Origin of the sequence: Paraburkholderia edwinii, assembly GCF_019428685.1 — a bacterium.
Classification (GTDB): Bacteria; Pseudomonadota; Gammaproteobacteria; order Burkholderiales; family Burkholderiaceae; genus Paraburkholderia; species Paraburkholderia edwinii.
On sequence record NZ_CP080096.1, the window covers coordinates 1,457,923 to 1,479,119 of the forward strand.

Below are 21,197 nucleotides of genomic sequence, written 5' to 3' on the forward strand. Positions count from 1 at the left end.
TGGATCGTATTTGTGCGAGGAGACGGATCATGGCAGATACGGCATTTCGCGTCGAATTCGACAAGGCGCCTGAAGATCAGGTGACGAAGACCCACAACCGATGGCACCCGGACATACCGATGGTGGAGTGGTTCAAACCGGGTGACGAGTTTCGCGTCGAGTGTTACGACTGGACCGGAGGACAGATCAATAACGACGACAGCGCGAACGACGTGCGCGATGTCGACCTGACACGCGTGCACTATCTAAGCGGTCCATTCGGTGTGCAAGGGGCGGAGCCCGGCGACCTGCTCGTGGTCGACCTGCTCGACGTGGGCGCGCTACCGGCATCGGCATGGGGCTTCACGGGCATCTTTGCGAAGACGAACGGCGGCGGATTTCTTGTCGAGCACTTCCCCGAGGCACGCAAGGCCTGCTGGGATTTCCACGGTATCTACACCACTTCACGGCACGTGCCGAACGTGCAATGGGCCGGCATTATCCACCCGGGTCTGATCGGCTGCCTGCCGGATCGCGCGCTGCTTGAAAAAGCGAACAAGCGCGAGGCCGCGCTATTTGCGACGAACCCGGAACGCGTGCCGCCGCTGCTGGCGCCGCCGTATGCGGACACCGCGCTGATGGGGCAGATGCAAGCTTCGGAAGCTAAAGCGGCCGCCGCGGAAGCGTGGCGCACGGTGCCGCCGCGCGAACATGGCGGCAATTGCGATATCAAGAACCTGTCGCGCGGTTCGCGCGTGTATTTCCCCGTCTATGTAAAGGGCGGCGGACTTTCGATGGGCGATATCCACTGGTCGCAAGGCGACGGTGAAATCACGTTCTGCGGCGCCATTGAAATGGCGGGCTTCCTCGATATACGCGTCGACGTGATCAAGGACGGCATCAACAAGTATGGCGTGACGAATCCGATTTTCCGGCCGAGCCCGATCGAGCCGCATTTCGACGAATACCTCGTGTTCGAAGGCATATCCGTTGATGAGCACACGGGCGAGCAACTGTATCTCGACGCACATGTCGCCTATCGCCGCGCGTGCCTGAATGCGATCGAATACCTGAAGAAGTTCGGCTATACGGGCGAACAGGCCTACATCATTCTCGGCACCGCGCCGGTCGAAGGACGCATCAGCGGCATCGTCGATATTCCGAACGCCTGCTGCACGCTCGCGATTCCAACCGCGATCTTCGATTTCGACATACGGCCGGATGCGAAAGGCCCAAGCAAGAAGGTCAACGCGGTGAAAGTTGCAACGACCAGCTAAACCAGAACCTAAACGAAAGCCTTCGCGGGAGGTGCGCCATGCTGCTCGGTCTATCGCTGCTGTACGTGGGAGCCGTGCTGTTTCTGAACGGGCTGTGGCTGCTTGGCCGCATCGGCGACAAGGAGATCTGGATCATCAACGTGTTTTCGGGCGGACTGACGCTTCTTGTGGCGCTGCGACTCGCCTTTGCTGCCGATGCCGACGCGGCATCGATCCGGGCGGCGGCGCTCACCTTGCTGTTCACGTTCACGTACTTCTGGGTCGCGATCAATCGCAACAACGCACAGGCTGACGGGCGCGGGCTCGGCTGGTTCAGTCTGTTCGTCGCGCTGACCGCGATACCGGTCGCCATCGACACGCTGGTCGGCTCGCATAGCTTCTGGGGCGTCTGGTTCGGCCTGTGCTGGGCCGCCTGGGCGATTTTGTGGTTTCTGTTTTTCGTGCTGCTCGCGCTGCAAAAGCCGATTGCGAAAATGACAGGATGGCTAACGGTGCTGGAAGGGATCTTCACCGGCTGGATACCGGGCTATCTGCTGCTTTCGGGAGCACTGAAGTAGCGCTTCGTGGTAGCGCTTATTGGTCGCGCTTTGTGCGGCAAACCTTGCGGGGTAAACACGATCATGCCTATTTACGACTATCAGTGCTCCGATTGCGGCCCGTTCCGCATGATGCGTCCGATGGCGCAGTCGAATGCGCCGACGACGTGCCCCACATGCGGCCGCGTGTCGACGAAAACAATCACGGCGCCGTTTCTCGCCGATATGGCGCCGCATAACCGGATCGGTAGCCAGCGTAACGAGAAGAGCGCACATGCGCCGCGTGTGATGTCGCGTGGCGAATTCGATCTGCACGACAGTCATAGCCATGCGCATAGTCATGCCGGGCATGCACACGGTGTGAAGACCTCGCTTGGCGAGGGCCCGTGGGTCCGTTCGCGCCATCGCAGCATGGTCGGGCATTGACGAAGGGGCCGGCGCTTTTGCCTTCAGGATTGACCGCTTGATCGACCGATAGCGGCCGAAATGCCGCTGTGGCCCGCGTTCATGCTGTCGTTGCCCGCGTCGTGCGCTTTCTTGCAGGCGCCGACACCGAATGCGAGCGCGGCAGTTGCAACGACAACGTAAGCGAAGCGTTTCATCTTTTCCTCCTCGCGTGATGCGTGTTGATGCACGTGGTCGACTGAGGCTTCGACTGAGGCCATCAATCCCCACGGCACTTCGATTCACGCAGCAGACGCTGTGCCCGGCATTAGCACAGGCATGCGTGCGCCTATGCGCGTCAGTCTATGCATGTCAATTAGCCCACTGAGCCCCTGACGGCATTCTGAATGGCTCGGGCATGGTGTGTGCGTACGCATCGGCATCTCCACCCCCTAGGACATGCCGATCCATGAGTACGATCATCCCCACTTACCGGTCGAGGTTTGCGACCGCGATCTTCGATCTGTTAAACCCCATTCCGTATGGCCTCTTTGTCGGCACGCTGATTTTCGACGTGACTTACGCAACCACCCGCAATGTGTTCTGGGGAAAGGGCGCAGCATGGCTCGTTACGGTCGGATTGTTCTTCGCGATCATTCCGCGCCTGATCAATCTTTGCCACGTGTGGTTTGCGCCGTCGCGCTTTCCGGTCACGAGCATCGAGAAGCTCGACTTCTGGCTCAACCTGCTTGGCATCGCCGCCGCCATCGTCAATGCATTCGTGCATAGCCGCGATGCCTATGCGATGGTTCCGCTCAATGTGATTCTGTCGGTCATCACGGTCGCATTGCTAAGCATCGCGCATATTGCAATCGCAGTCGATAAGGTCGGTTTGAGGGAGGTGGCGCATGAATAAGCTCACATCAAGGGGCACCTTCGCCAGGGGCGCGCTCGCTATCGCTGTAGCGGCGCTCGTCAGCGGATGCAACGACCACGCACGGTATGACGACGAGCATCAGTACGGCGCCAATCCGCCGTTGCCGGCCGAGCGGAATTTCCTGACACCGCCGATGCAGGTGCCGAAGTTCGTCGGCTGGAAGAATGGCGAGGAGCCGAAGGTCGCCCAAGGCCTGAAGATCGAGAAGATCGCGTCGGGGCTCACGCATCCGCGCCAGGTTTACACGCTGCCAAACGGCGATATTCTGGTTGCCGAATCGAATAGCCCGAATGAAGAAGCGGTGACCACGCCGAAGCAGCTGATCGCAGGCCTGATCGAAGGACGTTCCGGTAAAAAGGCCAAGGGCGCCAATCGCATCTCATTGCTGCGCGAGCGCAACGACGGCAGCGGACAGTGGGACAAATACGTGTTTATCGACAATCTGCATTCGCCGTTCGGCATGCAACTGGTCGGCGATACGCTTTACGTGGCCGATACCGATGCGATCCTCAAATTTCCGTACAAGACCGGCGAAACGCATATTGCGGAGCGCGGCGTCGAGCTTGCCGATCTTCCCGATACGATCAATCACCACTGGACCAAGGCGCTGCTTGCGAGCCCGGACGGCAAGAAGCTCTTTGTCGGTGTCGGCTCGAACAGCAATGTCGGGGAAAACGGTCTCGATGTCGAATACCGGCGCGCGGACGTGCTCGAAGTGGATATCGCGACCGGCGGCAGCCGCATCTATGCGGCGGGGATACGCAATCCGACCGGGCTGCAATGGGAACCGAAGACGGGGCAGTTGTGGGCCATTGCAAACGAGCGCGATGAAATCGGCGCGGACCTCGTTCCTGACTATCTAACGTCGGTGCAGGAGAACGCTTTCTACGGCTGGCCGTACAGCTACTATGGCCAGCACGTCGATCCGCGCGCGCAGCCGCAGCGCCCCGATCTCGTCGCCAAGGCGATCAAGCCGGACTACGCGATCGGTTCGCACGTCGCGCCGCTTGGGCTGCTGTTTTACACAGGGAACGATCTGCCCGCGCAATATCACGGCGGCGCGTTTATCGGCGAGCACGGCAGCTGGGACCGTTCGCCACTAAGCGGCTATCAGGTCGCTTATGTCGCATTCGATAACGGCAAACCTGTCGGGGATCCGAAGCCTGTCGTCACGGGCTTTGCGTCGGGCGATCAGAAGGAGCTGCGCGGTGCGCCGGTTGGACTCGCTCAAGGCAAGGACGGCGCGCTGATCATCGCGGACGATGTCGGCAACGCGGTCTGGCGCGTGACGAAAGCGGGCAGCTAGAAGGGGACGCTGGAACGGCAAAGTAAAAACGGAGGGGCGGGACCTCGATGCTCACGCGCGAGTGGCGGGCATCGGGTCTCCATCAGTCGCGGGCGAAACCGTCGCGCTTCGCGACCGGTTGCACATAAAGGCATGCGCAATTCATGCATGTTCCATTGCAACCTGATCAATTGCGAGCGTTAGTCAATTTCTGGCGATGCCCAGTCAAAAGCGAGTCGAAACGCGAGTCGTAAGAAATCGATAGCGCACTCGCGCCACACGTTATTGCACGTGCGGTTCAACGATCTGCGGTCCATACCAATGCAATCCAGAATGCTTATGCACTCTTAAAACTCTTTACCGCAAGTATCGGTATGTCACGCATGAGCTAATGGCAAAGGCTTCTCCGTTGACAGCACATCTATATGACCGCTAGTCTTCGCCCGTCAACTGCATTGCATTGACTTGCAGCCGCCTGAACGCAATCGGATCTGTTGCAGTCGCGCGAAGTTCAGGCCTGCAGGCCTTGCCGCTTGCCACGCGAATGAAATCCCATTTGCCTTATCGTCGCAGCGCGTTGACTGATTCCATCAAAATTCAGGTGTGCTGCTTCTTAAAAATGGATCGAATGCCCAATATCGCTATTAAACAGCCGTGCGTTTCTGTCGTTGAAGCACATGGAAACTGAGCGCGCCGCAATCGGCCCATTCGAGGTGAGCGGTGTCCGCACCGGCGCAGACCCTGCCGATCGCCGGCACCAGGAAGCGTTTCGCGTCGACGGCATGCTGGTTCAGTTCGGACCCGGCGGACCCGGCGACTCGACCGTGCGCAACTGGAGCCTCGGTCCGCTCGGGTTGATGCTGCTCGAAGTCGGCAATCTGTCGTTGACGCCCGATTCGACTTACACCGAACGGTTCGTGTATCTGGCCATGATCCGTTCCGGAGGGGCGACGATCGAAGCGAATGGGCAGAAGCACAGCCTCGGCGCCGACAGCATGTTGCTGGTCGATCTGGACGTGCCGCATATCCAACACTTCGATCAGCACTCCGATGCCATCGTGCTCAGAATTCCGCGCAAGGTTCTCGCGGATCGGGGCGGCTTTCGCGAACGGCGGCTTGGATTGCTGACGCCGGACATGGCCGAACCGGACGTGCGCGCGGTGTGCGAAACCGTTGCGCTGATCGGCCGGCAAAGCGGGCATACGAGTATCGAGCTGCGTCGCCGGCAAGGCGAGCATCTGCTCGACATCTTCAGCGTGATCATCGACGATCCCTACGGGCTCGCGAGCCGGCGCAGCAGCAGCGCGACGCTGCTGCGCGCGAAGCGCTTCATCTCGCAGAACATCGGCAATGTCGATCTCAGTGTGAGACTCGTTGCAACCGCGGTGGGGACTTCGGAAGCGCATCTGCATCGTCTGTTTCGCGCGGATGGCCATTCACTGATGCGCTACGTGCTGTGTCATCGTCTCGAACTCGCTGCGGAACTGCTCACACGTTCGAGCGAGCGGCGTTTGCATATCAAGGAAATTGCTTACCGCTGCGGCTTCCTGAATGCCGCGCATTTCAGCCGCGCGTTCAGGCAACGCTTCGGCGTTTCGCCGCGTGTCGCGGCGACCTCCGGCCTCAAGATCGAACGCAAGTTCGAAGATGATCCGGCCAACTGATCAAGTCATTTCTCACGCTTTTCTCATACCGTCCTTCGCAGACGATCGGCGCGCTTCGCGTACACCAGGCTAGTCCTGGAACACGCCAGAAATTTTGTAGGCAAGAGTAGAAGGAAAAAAATTAGCTTGTCCAATGATTCGGAATAGCCGTCATATGCCGCCTGTTCTGGATTCAAGTGCGCCGATCGTCTTTTACGTATTCCCTTTCCGCGCACCGGAGGGCGCGCCTGATCGAACGTCCGGTTCGATTCGGCGACAGGTTGCCTTGTCCGAATGCCGTGCGGCCCGGAAAGGCTTTCTGCTCATAAAAACTGTATAGGGCCGGCAAGGTGTTAAGCACGCCGGCTGCGTTCGAATACGGAGGTGAGTATGGAGAAGATGATCACCCGGCGCAGTGCCGATATTCCGGTCTCGCTGCATGCGGTGGTGCGGGCGGCGCCGATTGGCACGACCCCAAGGCCGGCGTCGACGAAAACGGAACTGTTTGGTTTGCAGCGCGTCCCAGCATTGCCTGAGGCTCGCCCAGTCGATTCGACAAGGTCGATGAAGCTCAAGGCAACGTGGATTCGGACCGTCGATGGTGCACTCGTTTGTCGCTGGGTCAATAGCGCGGATGTGGAGGTGTCGTGAGCGAAACAGGAGATTCACACAGTGCGCCGCGAGCGCTAACGGAGCAACAGCAGCACCAGCGCCGCAAGATCGTCACCCGCACCAAGGGCAGAACGAATGGGCCGATTACACAGTTCGTCGGCCCTTCGGATCTCGGGCAATCGATGAAACCCTTCGTCATGCTTGCACGTTACAGCGTGCCCGAAAAGGCAACCTTTAACTACCCAATGCATCCGCATTCGGGTATCGCATCGCTCGCGGTGATCGTTGAAGGCACGCTGCATTCGGTCGACAGCAAAGGCAGACCGAAAGTCCTGCAGCGTGGTTCGGTCGAGTGGCTGATGGCGGGACACGGCATCTGGCACGGCGGCCCGGTCAGCACGATTGAACCGACCTGCGGCTATCTGATGTGGTTCGCGCTGCCGCCCGAGCACGAACTTGCTCCGCCGGCCGAAGCGTTTATCGACGCACGGAACACGCCGGCCGAAGGCGCCGCACGGGTTCTTTTAGGGCGCTTTAACGGAACTGAAAGCGTATGGCCCGCGCCCGTGGCCGCCACGTGCCTTTATGTCGAACTCGGAGAAGGCGATAAGTGGCACTACGATCCTCCCGAATCCCACGACGTGTTGTGGATGATGGTCTGCGCGGGTTCGCTCGATGCCGGCGAATCCGTACGCGAAGGTGAACTCGCCGTGTTCGAGCGCGCTTCGCAAAGCGTGAACCTCGTCGCGCGCAACGCTTGCAGTTTTATTCTTGGCTCCGCGCGGTTCAGTCCGCACGATATTGTCGAGAGCCACTCGTCGGTACACACGAGCCTTGCCGCGCTGCGGCAGGCAGAAGATGAAATCGCGCGCCTTGGCGAGCAATTGAATGCGCAGGGGCGGCTCCCTGCCGAGCAATGGGAAAGCGCAATGCAGAAGATGCGAAGCCGCCGCTAGTCCAGAAAGCCAGAAAGCCAGAAAGCCAGAAAGCCAGAAAGCCAGAAAGCCAGAAAGCCAGAAAGCCAGAAAGCACCTCCCGGAAACATCCGTGAAGACACCGCGCGTCTGATTGAATGCCCTGCGCGGGCCGTGGGGACTCGGGTCCGTTTGCGAAAGCTCAGGCACAATATCGGTCTTCGACGCAAATATGCGGCTTCAATGCGCATCTGATCGTCATTTGACGCTAAGGCCGCGTGGCGCGCCGTCGCCGCGATCCGCTTCCACGATGCTTTCAATGAAAGACGACAATCCAGCCACCCATCCGTCCTCCAGTGCCTTTTCCCCGCGTTCCAAGAACTCGCAGCGCTTCCTGATCTTCCTGACGTGCCTGTTTACGTCGGCAGGCCAGCTCGCCATCGATATCTACGTGCCGGCCCTACCGGCGATGGCGCGCTATTTCCAGACCTCGCCGCAGGCGATCCAGTCGAGCGTATCCGGCTTTATGGCGGCCTACGCATTCGGTCAGCTTGTTTTCGGGCCCGTTGCCGATGCGTATGGGCGCAAGCGCGTGCTCGCGTTCGGGTTGATCGTGTACACGATCGGCTGCCTGCTGTCGCTTGCCGCGACGAATCTCGAAACCTTTGTGCTTGCACGCTGTTTACAGGGCTTCGGCATCGCCACGACGAACCTGCTTGCCAAGGCGATCACCACCGACTCGTTTTCCGGTCAGGCGCTCATGCATGCATTCACGTATCTTTCGATCGCGTGGGGGCTGGCGCCGATTATCGCGCCGGTGATCGGCGCGCATCTGCAGACGTGGTTCGGCTGGCATTCGTGCCTCGTTTTTCTGCTCGTCTATTCATTGTTGATGTGGGCGGTGTGGTGGCGTTATGAGGAGACCTTGCCGCAGCCCGTCCGTCTGGAGATGCGCACGCTCGTGGTCAACGCACGCAAGGTGCTGTCGAGCCCGGTGTTTCAGAGCTGTTTTCTCGCGCAGGGCATCTGCTACAGCATCCTGCTCGTCTTCAATATCGTCGGTCCGTTCATGGTGCAGAACACGCTGCATAAGCCGCCGACGTATTTCGGCTATCTCGCGCTCGGCATCGGCATGGCGTACTTTATCGGCGGCCTGTCGAACCGCATTCATGGCCCGCGTTTGCCGACTCCCGAGCAGCGCCTGCGCATCGGCGCGCTCGTCATGGCCGGCACGTCGGTCGTGATGTTGCTGCTGGCGTTGACGGTCGGGCTGCGCGTCTGGACACTTGCGGTACCGGTGCTCGTGATGGGCCTTTGCGCCGGCGCGATGTATCCGACGCTGATGGCCAAAGGCAACTCGCTGTTTCCGCATATCGCGGGCTTGACGGCCGCCATTCTCGGCTGCGCGCTGCTGCTCGTGTCGGCCGCGATGATGGGGCTTGCCGGTTTCGTCTCCGTGCATGTGCTGACGCCGCTCGCGCTGTTCTTCGTGATCCTTGCGTTCACGGTGGTCGTGATGGTGACGAAGCTGCTGCGGCACCTTGCGCAATTGCAGAACGAAGGCATGGGGCGCCGCAGCGGCGAGGCGGCTTAAGCGCTTCAAGTCGGCTTCGGCGGCTTGAGCGGCGTAGCGGCCAAATGGCACGTAAGAGATTTAAAGGCCCGTAAGAGATTTAAAAGAAGCGTAAGGGACGTAAGAGTCATCGATGGCGTAGCCGGTGTACCCAACATTAGGAGCGTGATCATGTCTGAACTCTGGCGTTTATCGGCAACTGAACTCGCGCGGCGCGTTCGCAGTCGCGAAGTGTCCGCGCGGGAAGCCGCTGAAGATGCACTCAAGCGGCTCGATGCGGTGAATCCACGTATCAATGCGGTGATTGCCCATCGCCCCGAATCGGTGTACGAACAGGCGGATCGCATCGATAGCGCCATTGCGCGCGGCGAAGACCCGGGCCCGCTGGCGGGCGTATTGGTCACGACGAAGATCAACGTCGATCAGGCGGGCTTCGCGACAACGAACGGCACCCGTCTGCAGGAAAACCTGGTGGCGGAATTCAACAGTCCTGTCGTCGATAACCTCGTGCGCGCGGGCGCCGTGCTGCTCGGCCGCACGAACTCGCCCACGTTTGCGCTGCGCTGGTTCACGAGCAACCAGATTCACGGTCACACCTACAATCCGCGCAACCGGTCGTTGACGCCCGGCGGATCGAGCGGCGGCGCCGCGGCAGCGGTGACGGCCGGTATCGGGCACATCGCGCTCGGCACGGACATCGGCGGTTCGGTTCGCTATCCGGCGTACGCGTGCGGCGTGCATGGCATCAAGCCCGGCATCGGGCGCGTTCCGGCGTTCAATGCGTCGTCGCCGGAGCGTCCGATCGGCGCGCAGCTGATGTCGTCCGCGGGGCCGATCGCGCGCACGGTCGACGATTTGCGGTTGGCGTTGATCGCGATGTCGGCGCCCGATCTGCGCGACCCGTGGTGGGTGCCGGTTCCTTTCGACGGCCCGAAGGTGCCGCTCACGGCGGCGCTTTGTCTACGCCCGGGCGGCATGACGATCGCGAAGGAAGTGGAAGACGCGTTGCTCGATGCCGGGCGGCGTCTGGCCGATGCCGGATGGACGGTCGAACAGATCGACGACACGCCGCTGATTCGCGATGCCGCCGAAGTACAGGAACGTATGTGGCTCGGCGACGGGTATCCGGCACTCGTCGAAGCCGTGGCGCGCGACGGCGACCCAGGCGCGCGTGCGGTGGTCGAAGGCGTGCGCGCGACGGTCGAGGCGATGCCTGCCGACGCGCTTAACCGTGCGCTCGTGCGGCGCACGACCTTGACGCGCGAGTGGCGGCGTTTCCTGTCGCGCTACCCGGTGCTGCTGCTGCCGGTATCGGGCGAACTGCCGTTTCCCGACGATCTCGACATGCAGGGCAACGCGACTTTTCAGCGCGTCTGGGAAGCACAGCTGACGATGCGCGCGCTGCCGACGATGGGGTTGCCGGGGCTCGTCGTGTCGACCGGCATGGCCGGCTCCGTGCCGGTCGGCGTGCAGATTGTCGCCGGGCATTTTCGCGAGGATTTGTGTCTGCTCGCGGGCAAGGCGATCGAGGAACGTGGTGCGCCGGTTGCTCCGGTTGATCCGGCGGAATAGGGGCGGGGTTAGCGGCGCCGTCGCGAGGCGGCGGCGATTCCGTTGGGTGGCATCGCTTCCAGGCGCGCCGCAGAGTCGCGCAGGCCTTTGAAGATGCGCGACGCCACGCGCTGCGGGAAACCGGGCGGCAGTGACGATGAAACTGACTCGATAACTCCGGGCGTGCGCTCAAGAACGCCGGTAATGAGTGGCTCGGCATCGGGCCCGTAGTGACATAGCTGAGCGGTGTGGTTGAAGTGACGGCGCACGACGTCGCGCATTCTGTAGTGCTTTCCGCTCGTGCCGCACATGGCCATTGCGAGTTTGGCTTTATGCCACGACCACTGGTTGAGCGCATCGCCTTCCACCGGCCAGATCGACATCACGTCGTAGAGCGGCGTCATTTCGAAGCGGCCGCGCGCAAGTAGCCGGATGCTGAAATTTTTTGCATGACCGTCCGGCGCGGCAAGCATCCAGAACAGGATGTGCGCGCACATGAAGGTCGCGAGGTCGTATTCGGCGCGCATGGAATGCTGCAGGATCTTTGCAATCGACCGGACTCCCGGTCCACCCTGGTCTTCGTACTTCATGTGCGGTGCGACGCCGAGCGCCTGGCAGAAGTCCTCCTGAGGCAGGCGTAGCCACGCGCGGCGGCGCTCCGAGTAGAGGCGGTCGAATCGTTCGACGCACAACACCTTCTGACGACCGAAGGTCATGATGTCGGCGTTGGCAACTGGCAGACCGAACGCGCGCAGGATCGCAAGACAGAGCCACTCGTTTTCGACTGACGTGTTGAAGTCTACCTTCCCGTTCCCGATGAATCCGATGGGAAGCTTCAGGATATGTGTAGTCGGTGTGGAGCCGTGCGGCAAAAGCCACTTATCGCCTGAGCGAAGCAACGCGGTCTTTTCCTGAGCGCCGGCAAGCGAGATACGAAAGTTGTCGTTACCATCTTCGGTCCACAGCGGGTCTGTTCCCAACGTGCGTTGAAGTATGAGTTCAATATCGTCGTCGGAGAGCGGTGTGCCGTCGACCTTGTTGACCCGCTGCGGCTCCTCGTCTTCGCCGAGCAACTGTACGGCGCCGATACAATCGCGTCCGACCGCTTTCAGAAGGTCGAACGATTCGACCGTTTCTGTCTTAAAGCGCGTGGCGATGCGTTTGCGAATCTCAGGCGTGTCGGGCAATAGATTGTCGAAATAGTTTTGAACAGGCGCACCCTTGAGCGGCCGCTCGTCTACCCCGAAGGGCAAGGAGAGGGACAGGGGACGGCCGACGGGGGAGTGCATCCAGCTGGACGCGTAGCGCAGTTCCATTTCTCCCGATGCCGGGATAACCCACAACCCGACGTGTTCCCCGTTGGCCCAGATCGAAAGCGCGCGCGAGTGAGATTTACGTGCCACGTCTTACCACTCCGTCTGTTCGGTGCCCGCGCTCGCAGGTCCTTGCGACGCACGTGACTTCACGCACAACTCGAGCCCATAGAGCGCGAAAAGTGTGAGGAGCTGGTCAAGTGAAATCGACGCGGTAGCCGTCGTTTCGAGCGATGAGAGCCGGGGCTGACCCACACGAAGTCTCGCCGCTGCCTCGGCTTGTGTCAGACCTGTTGCACGCCTGGCTGTCAGCAGGATTTCGCTCATCTGACTTGTGGTGCTTACGATGATCTTCATAAAGTATTCCTGTGAGGCATAAACCCATTATATGTGTGATAGGAATAAACAGCAAATATGCGTGTGAGAAATAATCTTGGAATATGCTTTTTAGGAATAAAGAGAAAATATTTGTATCAGGAATATTTTGGCAAATCACGTACGAACTCATTGAACGTCAATAAGTTGTTGCTACTGCTGAAAGGACGGACTTCGCCGCACCACGATTACATCCCATGTAATTGGCCTACCGAACGAGGGTCTCTACTCTCTGGCTTGTCGCGTCACCTTCCCGGTGACGCTCATCGCCAAGGAGAGGACCATGTCCCGCTATCCCGTGCACACGAACGAATCCGCGCCCGCGCAATCGAAGCCCGTGCTTGCGCAACTGCAACAGACGTTCGGCCTGATCCCGAACGTCGCTGCCGCGATGGCGGCGTCGCCGGTGCTGATCAACGGTTTTATCGGCCTGTTCGAGCGTGTGCATTCGAGCAGTCTGAGCGAGCCGCAAATCCAGACCTTGTTGCTGACCAATGCGGTCGCGAACGTGAGCGAGTGGCCCGTCGCGTTTCACACCGCACTCGCGCTGAAGCAGGGCATTTCTCGCGATGACGTCGACGCGATCCGGCGCGGCCACCTGCCTGCTGACGCGAAACTTGCCGCACTATCGGCGCTCGCGCGCATGCTGATCGAGAAGCGCGGCTGTCTTGCCGAAGCGGACCAGCAGCACTTTATCGATGCCGGCTTCAGCGCGGAGCAGATACTCGAGGTCATCGCGGTGGTGGCCGCATCGACCATCACCAATTACGCGAGCAACGTGACCCGGCCGAAACTCGAAGCGTTGTTCGAGGAGTTCGCGTGGCATGCTCCGCGCGTGTGAGTCCGCTATAGTCGTCGTTCGTCATCGAGGGGAAAACGAATGAGCGCGAGCAGCCGCGATCCGAAAGCGCCGCCGGGTGAACTCGGCAATCTGTTGCGCTATTGGCGTGACGTACGCGGCATGAGTCAGCTCGATTTGTCGCTCGAAGCCGGTGTCTCGCAGCGGCAGATTAGCTTTATCGAAAGCGGCCGCAGTGTGCCGGGCCGCGACACGCTGCTGACGCTCGCGCAAACGCTCGACGTGCCGCTGCGCGAGCGCAATGCGTTGCTGCTCGCCGCGGGCTACGCGCCGATCTATTCGGAGGCGCCATGGAACGCGCAGGAAATGCATGGCGTGATCCGCGCGCTCGAGCGTGTCGTGCGCCAGCACGAACCGTATCCCGCGATCGTGATGGACCGGCACTGGAACCTGTTGATGACGAACAACGCGGCGCCGCGCTTTTTCAACTGCTTCATCGACATGGCATCGCGCGAAGGACCGCGCAACATGCTGCATCTGATGTTCGACCCGCTCGGCATGCGTCCGTTCGTAGCCGACTGGGACACGGTTGCGCGAAGCCTGCTGCAGCGCGTGTATCGCGAATCGGTCGGCCACGTGATCGACGGCGATACGGGGCGGCTGCTCGATGAATTGCTTGCGTACCCCGATGTGCCGCGCGACTGGAGAACGTGGAACGCACCGGCCGCAGCAGCCGCGATGCCGATGATTCCGCTCGGTTTTGTCAGCGACGGCGTCGTGCTTCGCTATTTCTCGATGGTCACGAGCGTCGGCGCACCGCAAAACGTGGCCGCGCAGGAACTGCGCCTCGAATGCATGTTTCCCGCCGATGAGGAAACCGAAGCACGACATCAAGACCTGCTTGCGGCGCATGCGCTTGCCGCGCGTCGCCGGTAGCTGCGCTGAGCGTTGCACCGAAATCAATATGAAATCGAATGGCGCATCACCAGGCGAATCGGGCATATAAGGGTCCCTGAATCGCAAGCGCCTCTTTCCTGTCTCTCGCGATACGCGCTTTTGCCTGGACCTCATCTAAATTTATCGACACATTTAACGAGTTAATCCATTTTAACAGTGTCGATTTCTGCCGCTTGTAGGAGGCGAAATTGTTTCCTATAACAGCTACAGAAGTCCAAAATTTCCCTAATTAATAAAGATATCTATTAATACATCGTGCGCACCCGGATTGCGGACTCGCTATTTGCGCGGTATTTCCATACAGGGTTCGGCACAACGGCTTTATGTGTTCTCCGCGGGAGGGTGAAACATGAATGAAGCCACAGGAATCAGTCACTCGGAGCCCACCACTCACAATCTGCGACTCGGCGCATTGACTGCGCTGGTGATCGGGTCGATGGTTGGTGGCGGCATATTTTCGCTGCCTCAGAATATGGCCAATAGCGCCGATGTCGGCGCGGTATTGATCGGATGGGTCATTACAGGCATCGGCATGCTCATGCTCGCGTTTGTTTTCCAGACTCTCGCGATTCGAAAGCCCAATCTCGACGGCGGCGTTTATGCGTATGCGCAGGCCGGCTTCGGCGACTACATGGGATTTTCATCGGCATGGGGTTACTGGATTAGCGCATGGCTAGGTAATGTCGGATATTTCGTCCTGCTGTTCAGCACGCTCGGCTATTTCTTCCCCGTTTTCGGCGAGGGAAACACGGTTGCGGCAATCGTCTGTGCATCGGTTTTGTTATGGTGCGTGCATGCGCTCGTATTGCGCGGCATCAAGGAAGCCACCTTCATCAATCAGATTACGACGGTCGCGAAGATCGTCCCGATCGTGCTGTTTATCGTGATTTGCGCATTCGCATTCAGGTTGAATATTTTCACCGCGGACATATGGGGAACATCGAATCCAAAGCTTGGAAGCGTGATGGATCAGGTTCGCAACATGATGCTCGTCACGGTATGGGTATTCGTCGGTATCGAGGGCGCAAGCATTTTTTCGGCGCGCGCGGAACGACGCAGCGACGTCGGCAGCGCAACGGTGATCGGCTTTGTGACGGTGCTGCTCGTCCTGGTATTCGTCAACGTGCTGTCGCTCGGCGTGATGACGCAACCTGAACTGGCGAAGTTGCAGAATCCGTCGATGGCGGGCGTGCTCGAACGTGTAGTCGGCCATTGGGGCGCGATTCTCATCAGCGTCGGCCTCGTTATCTCTTTGGCCGGCGCGCTGCTGTCATGGGTTCTGCTGTGTGCGGAAATTCTGTTCTCTGCTGCCAAAGACAAAACGATGCCGGCGTTTCTTCGCAAGGAAAATGCGAACAAGGTGCCTGCCAACGCATTGTGGCTCACCAATGCGATGGTGCAGATCTTCCTCGTCATCACGCTGTTCTCGAAGGGCACGTATCTATCGCTGATCTACCTGTCGACATCGATGATTCTTGTGCCGTATTTCTGGTCGGTCTCGTATGCCCTGCTGCTGGCCGTACGCGGCGAGAGCTATGAACAGGCTGCCGCGCCGGCGCGCAACAAGGATCTGATCATTGCGGCGATCGCGGTGATCTATGCGCTCTGGCTGCTCTATGCGGGAGGCGTGAAGTACTTGTTGCTGTCGGCGCTGCTCTATGCGCCGGGCGCCATTCTGTTTGCAAAAGCCAAGCGTGAAAACGGGGAACCGATTTTCACCACGATTGAAAAGCTGGTTTTTGCCGCTGTCGTTCTGGCGGCGGTCGTTGCGGCATTCGGGCTTTACCGGGGGTTCCTGACGCTCTGACGCGGATATGGGAGAAATGCGATGAATACCGAGGTCAACATGCTCGGAGCGTATTCCGAGGTAGGCAAGCTACGCAAGGTCATGGTGTCTTCGCCAGGGCTCGCGCATCAACGCCTGACGCCCGGCAACTGCGACGAACTGCTGTTCGACGACGTGATCTGGGTAAGTCAGGCGAAGCGCGACCATTTCGACTTTGTAACCAAGATGCGCGAGCGCGGCGTCGAAGTACTCGATGTGCACAACCTGCTAACGCAGACGCTGAGCAATCCCGAAGCGCGCAAGTGGATGCTCGACCGGAAAATCAGCGACAACAGCATCGGCATTGGTTTGAGCAACGAAGTGCGTGCCTGGATGAACGAAATGGAACCGCGCAAACTCGCGGAGTTCCTGATCGGCGGTGTATCGATTGACGATCTCCCGGCTAGCGATGCGCCGGTCCTGAAGCTCTTTCGCGAATACGTCGGTTACTCGAGCTTCCTGATGGCGCCGCTGCCGAACATGGTGTTTACGCGCGATACCACCTGCTGGATTTATGGCGGGGTGACGCTTAATCCGATGTATTGGCCCGCACGCAGGCAGGAGACGCTGCTCGCGTCGGCCATCTACAAGTTTCACCCCAGCTTCGCCGATGCGGAATTCGAAGTCTGGTGGGGCGACCCCGATACGGATCACGGCGCGTCGACACTCGAAGGCGGCGACGTGATGCCGATCGGCAAAGGCATCGTGCTGATCGGCATGGGAGAGCGAACGTCACGCCAGGCGATCGGACAAGTGGCACGAGCATTGTTCGCCAAGGGCGCCGCCCAGCAGGTGCTCGTGGCGGGATTGCCGAAGTCGCGGGCAGCGATGCACCTCGATACGGTCTTCAGCTTCTGCGATCGCGATCTCGTCACGATCTTCCCTGAAGTGGTCAAGCAGATCGTGACCTTCTCGCTAAGACCCGAAGAGAAAAGCGCTTACGGCATGAGCATTCAGCGCGAAGACAAGCCGTTCGTGCAGGCGGTCGGCGATGCGCTTGGGCTTAAAACCCTGCGTGTCGTCGAAACAGGGGGCAACAGTTTCGCCGCGGAACGGGAGCAATGGGACGACGGCAACAACATGGTCTGCGTCGAACCGGGCGTCGTGATCGGCTACGACCGCAATACGTTCACGAACACGCTGCTGCGCAAGGCCGGGGTCGAGGTAATCACGATCACCGCCAGCGAACTGGGCCGCGGACGCGGCGGCGGCCACTGCATGACATGCCCGGTTTCGCGCGACGCCGTCGACTATTGACGCGCGCGCACGCTGCAGGCTCCGTCGCTCATCTCAACAGAGGGAGACAACTCATGGCGTTCAATTTGCGAAATCGCAGTCTTCTCAGCCTGATGAATCACAGCACGCGCGAACTGCGCTATCTGCTCGATCTGTCGCGCGATCTCAAGCGCGCGAAGTACTCGGGCACCGAGCAGCAGCACCTGCTGCGCAAGGAAATTGCGCTGATCTTCGAGAAGACCTCCACGCGCACGCGCTGCGCGTTCGAAGTGGCCGCGCACGACCAGGGTGCGAACGTCACTTATATCGATCCGGCGTCGTCCCAGATCGGACACAAGGAGAGCATGAAGGACACTGCCCGTGTGCTAGGCCGCATGTATGACGCAATCGAATACCGGGGCTTTAGCCAGGAGATCGTCGACGAACTCGCGCGCTATGCCGGGGTGCCGGTGTTCAACGGCCTGACCGACGAATACCACCCGACGCAGATGCTCGCCGACGTGCTGACGATGCGCGAGAACGCCGACAAGCCGCTGCAGGAGATCAGCTATGCGTATCTCGGAGATGCGCGCAACAACATGGGCAATTCGCTGCTGCTGATCGGCGTGAAGCTCGGCATGGACGTGCGCATCGCGGCGCCGAAATCGCTATGGCCGGCGCAGGAGCATATTTCGGCCTGCGAGCAGTTCGCGAAGGAGAGTGGCGCGCGGATGGTGTTGACCGAAGATCCGCAGGCGGCGGTCAAAGGCGTGGACTTCGTCCATACCGACGTCTGGGTGTCGATGGGCGAACCGGTCGAAGCGTGGGACGAACGGATCAAGCTGCTGCTGCCGTATCAGGTGAACCGCGCGTTGATGGAATCGACCGGCAACCCGCGCACGAAGTTCATGCACTGTCTGCCCGCCTTCCATAACAGCGAAACCAAGGTCGGCAAGCAGATCGCGGAACGCTATCCGGATCTGGCAAACGGCATCGAGGTGACGGAGGAGGTATTCGAGTCCCACTACAACATCGCATTCGAGCAGGCGGAAAACCGGATGCATACGATCAAGGCGATTCTGGTGTCCACGCTGGCCGACCTGTGATCGTCGATCGCAGCGGAGTGTAAGGCAGTGCCGGTAACCGTAGAACACGGGTTCGTCGATTGCGCGTCTTCGGGAGGGATCTATCGTGCGCCTTGTCATTGCTTTGGGTGGGAACGCGTTATTGCAGCGCGGTCAGCCGATGACGGAAAGCCAGCAGCGCGAGAACGTCAAGGTTGCCGCGGCGCAGATCGCGCGCGTCGCGGCCGGCAACGAGCTCGTGATCGCGCATGGCAACGGGCCGCAGGTCGGCCTGCTTGCGCTGCAAAGCGCGGCTTACAAGGAGGTCGCGCCGTATCCGCTGGATGTCCTCGGCGCGCAGACCGAGGGCATGATCGGCTATCTGATCGAACAGGAATTGGGCAACCTGCTGCCGTTCGAGGTCCCGTTCGCGACGATCCTGACGCAGGTCGAAGTCGATCCCGCAGACCCGGCATTCAGCCATCCGACGAAGCCGATCGGGCCCATCTATACGAAAGAGGAAGCGCTGCGGCTCGCGGAAGAAAAAGGCTGGAGCATTGCGCAGGACGGCAACAGCTATCGCCGCGTCGTGGCAAGCCCGAGGCCGCAGCGGATTTTTGAAATCCGGCCTGTGAAATGGCTGCTCGAAAAAGGGACCGTCGTGATCTGCGCGGGCGGCGGCGGCATTCCGACATGCTACGGGGACAACCGCCAGTTGCGCGGCGTGGAAGCGGTGATCGACAAAGATCTGTGCTCCGCGCTGCTGGCCGAAGAGCTGGGCGCCGATCTGCTCGTGATTGCGACCGACGTCGATGCGGCCTACGTCGACTGGGGCAAGCCGACGCAGAAGGCCATTTCGCGCGCGCATCCCGATGAACTCGAGAAACTCGGTTTCGCGTCCGGATCGATGGGGCCGAAGGTCCAGGCGGCCATCGAATTTGTTCGTAACTCCGGGAACGATGCGGTGATCGGCGCATTGCCCGATATCGTGGCGATCGTCGATGGCGCCGCCGGCACACGGGTCACGGCGCGCAACGCCGGGATGCAATTTCATTCGCCTGCCTAGCGCGGTGTCGGGCGCGGCGCACGCCCCGGCTGCGCGGATGCGGGCGAAGGCCCGACCGGTGGCGACGCGTCGCGAGCCGGCGTCTGGCTTTCGTCGATCGCGTGCATGATCGTCAGAAGCAGAATGAAGTCGCGATCGGGATCGGGCATCGACAGGATCGCATGCAAGGTCACGCGCGTCGCCCAGCATGCATCGCTCGGCGTCGCCTGGGCGGGATTGGACGTATAGCTTTCGAAGCGCGACATGCCGTATGCGTCTCCGCCCAGCTGCGCAAAGAGTGCGCGCGCGAGATGATATTGCGCCGATGCGTACTGTGCGCGCGTCGGTAATATGACGGGGCTATTCAGCGCATCGCTCACCAGCACCTTCGACAGCAGTTCGAAGTATTGCGCGACATCGGGTTCGGACATCTCGCGCAGCGAGATCCGCGCCATGACGTCGCTCAGACTGGTCAGCCCGAAGCAATTGACGGGCACCAGTTCGTCGAGAAACTTCGTCATCAAGGCAACGTAGCTGAGCCTGTCGGCAGCGGGAAGCCGCACGAGCCCGTTCGTCATGATGATTTCGCGCAGCTGCGGATCGAGAAAGATCCGGCCGACGCCCTGCGCGCCGCCCGGGATGGCCGACGTAATGAGCGGGTCTTGCCGGATCCGGTCGATCCATACGCGAACGATCTGTGCCTTGTTCGAGCCGGGGTCTATGCCTTGTGCGCGGAACAACTGATCGAAAAAGCGCTGCTCCGGTTGCGACGACAGCGTCGGAAGCGCCGCATCCTGCGGCAGCAGCACAGTGTCCCAGTTGTAGCGCAGCGCCGCGTTAACCGACGCGGGCGCAACGAGCGCGATGATTAGCAGGATGAGGCAGAGGGCGAGCCTGATCATGTGTTGCCTCCCCGAAGCGAGCGAGGCGGTGTAGGGCGTGTACGCGCGTGTGGGGGTGTAGGGGCTGTCAATGCGCGCCGTTCGCATCAGGGTGCGACTTTCTTCCAGCCAGGCCCGGGATCGAACGACTTCATCGCCTCGGCAATGGCCGCGCCGTCCGGGCCCAGGTCGCGCTCGTAGACCTGTCCCGAGTGGCTCACCATAAAGGTCTTGATGCCGGTGTCGTCGTATCGCACGGGCCACGCGACGACCGCAAAGCCGCCGAACAGCCGTCCATGCGTGAGGTAGTCGTAAGCGCCACCCGGCGCGTGCGGGCCTTGTGACGTCAAAAGCTTGTAGTGGTAGCCGTAGTACGCGCCTTTTTCGGCGCTGCGCGAGCTTGCCTTGATAAACGCCGGGCCGAGCGGGCTCGGCGGCTCGCCTTGCTGCGTCGGCCAGTACAGGCCGTCCTGCTTGCCCGGCGAACTCGACAGCTTCGACGCATACGCAAGCAAACCGTCGCCGTCGTGATCGGTCGTCGCGTATTCGCGCTGCGCATCGTAGACGGCGAGCAGTGCCTGAATGACCGCCAGTTCGTTGCGGCCGATACGTCGTTCACGCATTTCCTCGACGCCCGCGCGCGTATCGAAGTGCCAGCCTTGCGCGGAATTCACGAGCGGAACAGGGAAGGTCCAACCATCCTTGCCGACCGCAATCTGCGCACGCGTCGCATCGATCGGCTGAACGGTATGCGCGATGTGCCATTCGTCGATAAAGCGGGCGCGCACCTCGGCGCCGACCGGCGGAATCAGCTGGCGAAAGTCGCGGCCGAAGATCGATTGCAGCGCCGATTCGTTGTTGTCGATGACCGCATCGCCGAATGTGTCCATCGCCGCCTCCGGAGTACTGAAGGCTTTTTCCGCGTGAGCGGCGGATATCGTCATTGCGCTGAGCGCGCATGCGGCAGCGAACACACGAAGCGCGCCCGCAAGTCTCGCCCACAGCATGCCGAACCGTATCCGTAGCTTCATG

Annotated in this window: 21 protein-coding genes; 16 read left to right on the plus strand and 5 right to left on the minus strand. The window is 60.5% G+C overall.

The genetic code is table 11. From position 1 onward, the window contains the following. The first annotated feature begins 29 nt into the window (after nt 1-29). The 3 genes from fmdA (at nt 30) to KZJ38_RS28255 (ending at nt 2,218) form a co-directional block, all read left to right on the plus strand. A complete protein-coding gene (gene fmdA / locus KZJ38_RS28245; RefSeq protein ID WP_219803337.1) occupies nt 30-1,256 on the plus strand; it encodes a formamidase in 1,227 nt (408 codons plus the stop codon). 38 nt (nt 1,257-1,294) lie between these two features. After that, nucleotides 1,295-1,813, plus strand: a complete 519-nt coding sequence (locus KZJ38_RS28250; RefSeq protein ID WP_219803339.1) for an AmiS/UreI family transporter — start codon at nt 1,295-1,297, stop codon at nt 1,811-1,813. Nucleotides 1,814-1,876: 63 nt separating this feature from the next. Further along, nucleotides 1,877-2,218 (plus strand): FmdB family zinc ribbon protein, encoded by a 342-nt coding sequence (locus KZJ38_RS28255; RefSeq protein ID WP_219803341.1) that lies wholly within the window; start codon nt 1,877-1,879, stop codon nt 2,216-2,218. 23 nt (nt 2,219-2,241) lie between these two features. On the opposite strand, the gene KZJ38_RS28260 is transcribed toward KZJ38_RS28255, so the two are convergent. After that, entirely contained in the window at nt 2,242-2,394 is a 153-nt protein-coding gene (locus tag KZJ38_RS28260; RefSeq protein ID WP_219803343.1) for a hypothetical protein, read from the minus strand. 251 nt (nt 2,395-2,645) lie between these two features. On the opposite strand from KZJ38_RS28260, the gene KZJ38_RS28265 reads away from it, so the two are divergent. The 7 genes from KZJ38_RS28265 (at nt 2,646) to KZJ38_RS28295 (ending at nt 10,712) form a co-directional block, all read left to right on the plus strand. Then, nucleotides 2,646-3,092, plus strand: a complete 447-nt coding sequence (locus KZJ38_RS28265; RefSeq protein ID WP_219803344.1) for a DUF2231 domain-containing protein — start codon at nt 2,646-2,648, stop codon at nt 3,090-3,092. After that, complete coding sequence (locus KZJ38_RS28270) at nt 3,085-4,419, plus strand: PQQ-dependent sugar dehydrogenase (protein WP_219803346.1); 1,335 nt, start codon at nt 3,085-3,087, stop codon at nt 4,417-4,419. The genes KZJ38_RS28265 and KZJ38_RS28270 overlap by 8 nt, the downstream gene beginning before the upstream one ends. A gap of 656 nt (nt 4,420-5,075) precedes the next feature. After that, nucleotides 5,076-6,062 (plus strand): helix-turn-helix domain-containing protein, encoded by a 987-nt coding sequence (locus tag KZJ38_RS28275; protein WP_219803348.1) that lies wholly within the window; start codon nt 5,076-5,078, stop codon nt 6,060-6,062. Nucleotides 6,063-6,431: 369 nt separating this feature from the next. Further along, nucleotides 6,432-6,692 (plus strand): hypothetical protein, encoded by a 261-nt coding sequence (locus KZJ38_RS28280; RefSeq protein ID WP_219803350.1) that lies wholly within the window; start codon nt 6,432-6,434, stop codon nt 6,690-6,692. After that, nucleotides 6,689-7,609, plus strand: a complete 921-nt coding sequence (locus KZJ38_RS28285) for a pirin family protein (protein ID WP_219803351.1) — start codon at nt 6,689-6,691, stop codon at nt 7,607-7,609. The genes KZJ38_RS28280 and KZJ38_RS28285 overlap by 4 nt, the downstream gene beginning before the upstream one ends. A gap of 277 nt (nt 7,610-7,886) precedes the next feature. Next, a complete protein-coding gene (locus KZJ38_RS28290; RefSeq protein ID WP_219803353.1) occupies nt 7,887-9,161 on the plus strand; it encodes a multidrug effflux MFS transporter in 1,275 nt (424 codons plus the stop codon). A gap of 150 nt (nt 9,162-9,311) precedes the next feature. Further along, nucleotides 9,312-10,712 (plus strand): amidase family protein, encoded by a 1,401-nt coding sequence (locus KZJ38_RS28295; protein ID WP_219803355.1) that lies wholly within the window; start codon nt 9,312-9,314, stop codon nt 10,710-10,712. An 8-nt stretch (nt 10,713-10,720) separates the two neighbouring features. On the opposite strand, the gene KZJ38_RS28300 is transcribed toward KZJ38_RS28295, so the two are convergent. After that, nucleotides 10,721-12,094 (minus strand): type II toxin-antitoxin system HipA family toxin, encoded by a 1,374-nt coding sequence (locus tag KZJ38_RS28300; RefSeq protein WP_219803356.1) that lies wholly within the window; start codon nt 12,092-12,094, stop codon nt 10,721-10,723. 3 nt (nt 12,095-12,097) lie between these two features. After that, nucleotides 12,098-12,361 (minus strand): helix-turn-helix domain-containing protein, encoded by a 264-nt coding sequence (locus tag KZJ38_RS28305; protein WP_219803358.1) that lies wholly within the window; start codon nt 12,359-12,361, stop codon nt 12,098-12,100. Between the two features lie 301 nt (nt 12,362-12,662). Between KZJ38_RS28305 and KZJ38_RS28310 the strand changes: the two genes are divergently transcribed. The 6 genes from KZJ38_RS28310 (at nt 12,663) to arcC (ending at nt 19,305) form a co-directional block, all read left to right on the plus strand. Continuing rightward, a complete protein-coding gene (locus KZJ38_RS28310) occupies nt 12,663-13,220 on the plus strand; it encodes a carboxymuconolactone decarboxylase family protein (protein ID WP_219803360.1) in 558 nt (185 codons plus the stop codon). 39 nt (nt 13,221-13,259) lie between these two features. Beyond that, nucleotides 13,260-14,114: a helix-turn-helix domain-containing protein gene (locus KZJ38_RS28315; RefSeq protein ID WP_219803362.1), complete on the plus strand. Its 855-nt coding sequence runs from the start codon at nt 13,260-13,262 to the stop codon at nt 14,112-14,114. A 370-nt stretch (nt 14,115-14,484) separates the two neighbouring features. Next, the gene (arcD, locus tag KZJ38_RS28320; protein WP_219803364.1) at nt 14,485-15,942 is read left to right on the plus strand and encodes an arginine-ornithine antiporter; all 1,458 of its coding nucleotides are present in this window, start codon (nt 14,485-14,487) and stop codon (nt 15,940-15,942) included. A gap of 21 nt (nt 15,943-15,963) precedes the next feature. Next, a complete protein-coding gene (arcA, locus tag KZJ38_RS28325; RefSeq protein WP_219803366.1) occupies nt 15,964-17,217 on the plus strand; it encodes an arginine deiminase in 1,254 nt (417 codons plus the stop codon). 53 nt (nt 17,218-17,270) lie between these two features. Then, entirely contained in the window at nt 17,271-18,281 is a 1,011-nt protein-coding gene (locus tag KZJ38_RS28330; RefSeq protein ID WP_219803367.1) for an ornithine carbamoyltransferase, read from the plus strand. 82 nt (nt 18,282-18,363) lie between these two features. After that, nucleotides 18,364-19,305 (plus strand): carbamate kinase, encoded by a 942-nt coding sequence (gene arcC / locus KZJ38_RS28335; RefSeq protein ID WP_219803678.1) that lies wholly within the window; start codon nt 18,364-18,366, stop codon nt 19,303-19,305. On the opposite strand, the gene KZJ38_RS28340 is transcribed toward arcC, so the two are convergent. Together KZJ38_RS28340 and KZJ38_RS28345 are read right to left on the minus strand one after the other, a co-directional pair. Then, nucleotides 19,302-20,186, minus strand: a complete 885-nt coding sequence (locus KZJ38_RS28340; protein WP_246642048.1) for a hypothetical protein — start codon at nt 20,184-20,186, stop codon at nt 19,302-19,304. The genes arcC and KZJ38_RS28340 overlap by 4 nt on opposite strands. 86 nt (nt 20,187-20,272) lie before the next feature. Further along, nucleotides 20,273-21,196 (minus strand): DUF2950 domain-containing protein, encoded by a 924-nt coding sequence (locus tag KZJ38_RS28345; protein ID WP_425518425.1) that lies wholly within the window; start codon nt 21,194-21,196, stop codon nt 20,273-20,275. Nucleotide 21,197: the final 1 nt, after the last annotated feature.

Coding starts and splice junctions, on each gene's coding strand:
- fmdA (WP_219803337.1), top strand. CDS start 30: ATGGCAGATACGGCATTTCGCGTCGAATTCGACAAGGCGCCTGAAGAT.
- KZJ38_RS28250 (WP_219803339.1), top strand. CDS start 1,295: ATGCTGCTCGGTCTATCGCTGCTGTACGTGGGAGCCGTGCTGTTTCTG.
- KZJ38_RS28255 (WP_219803341.1), top strand. CDS start 1,877: ATGCCTATTTACGACTATCAGTGCTCCGATTGCGGCCCGTTCCGCATG.
- KZJ38_RS28260 (WP_219803343.1), bottom strand. CDS start 2,394: ATGAAACGCTTCGCTTACGTTGTCGTTGCAACTGCCGCGCTCGCATTC.
- KZJ38_RS28265 (WP_219803344.1), top strand. CDS start 2,646: ATGAGTACGATCATCCCCACTTACCGGTCGAGGTTTGCGACCGCGATC.
- KZJ38_RS28270 (WP_219803346.1), top strand. CDS start 3,085: ATGAATAAGCTCACATCAAGGGGCACCTTCGCCAGGGGCGCGCTCGCT.
- KZJ38_RS28275 (WP_219803348.1), top strand. CDS start 5,076: ATGGAAACTGAGCGCGCCGCAATCGGCCCATTCGAGGTGAGCGGTGTC.
- KZJ38_RS28280 (WP_219803350.1), top strand. CDS start 6,432: ATGGAGAAGATGATCACCCGGCGCAGTGCCGATATTCCGGTCTCGCTG.
- KZJ38_RS28290 (WP_219803353.1), top strand. CDS start 7,887: ATGAAAGACGACAATCCAGCCACCCATCCGTCCTCCAGTGCCTTTTCC.
- KZJ38_RS28295 (WP_219803355.1), top strand. CDS start 9,312: ATGTCTGAACTCTGGCGTTTATCGGCAACTGAACTCGCGCGGCGCGTT.
- KZJ38_RS28305 (WP_219803358.1), bottom strand. CDS start 12,361: ATGAAGATCATCGTAAGCACCACAAGTCAGATGAGCGAAATCCTGCTG.
- KZJ38_RS28310 (WP_219803360.1), top strand. CDS start 12,663: ATGTCCCGCTATCCCGTGCACACGAACGAATCCGCGCCCGCGCAATCG.
- KZJ38_RS28315 (WP_219803362.1), top strand. CDS start 13,260: ATGAGCGCGAGCAGCCGCGATCCGAAAGCGCCGCCGGGTGAACTCGGC.
- arcD (WP_219803364.1), top strand. CDS start 14,485: ATGAATGAAGCCACAGGAATCAGTCACTCGGAGCCCACCACTCACAAT.
- arcA (WP_219803366.1), top strand. CDS start 15,964: ATGAATACCGAGGTCAACATGCTCGGAGCGTATTCCGAGGTAGGCAAG.
- KZJ38_RS28330 (WP_219803367.1), top strand. CDS start 17,271: ATGGCGTTCAATTTGCGAAATCGCAGTCTTCTCAGCCTGATGAATCAC.
- KZJ38_RS28340 (WP_246642048.1), bottom strand. CDS start 20,186: ATGATCAGGCTCGCCCTCTGCCTCATCCTGCTAATCATCGCGCTCGTT.
- KZJ38_RS28345 (WP_425518425.1), bottom strand. CDS start 21,196: ATGAAGCTACGGATACGGTTCGGCATGCTGTGGGCGAGACTTGCGGGC.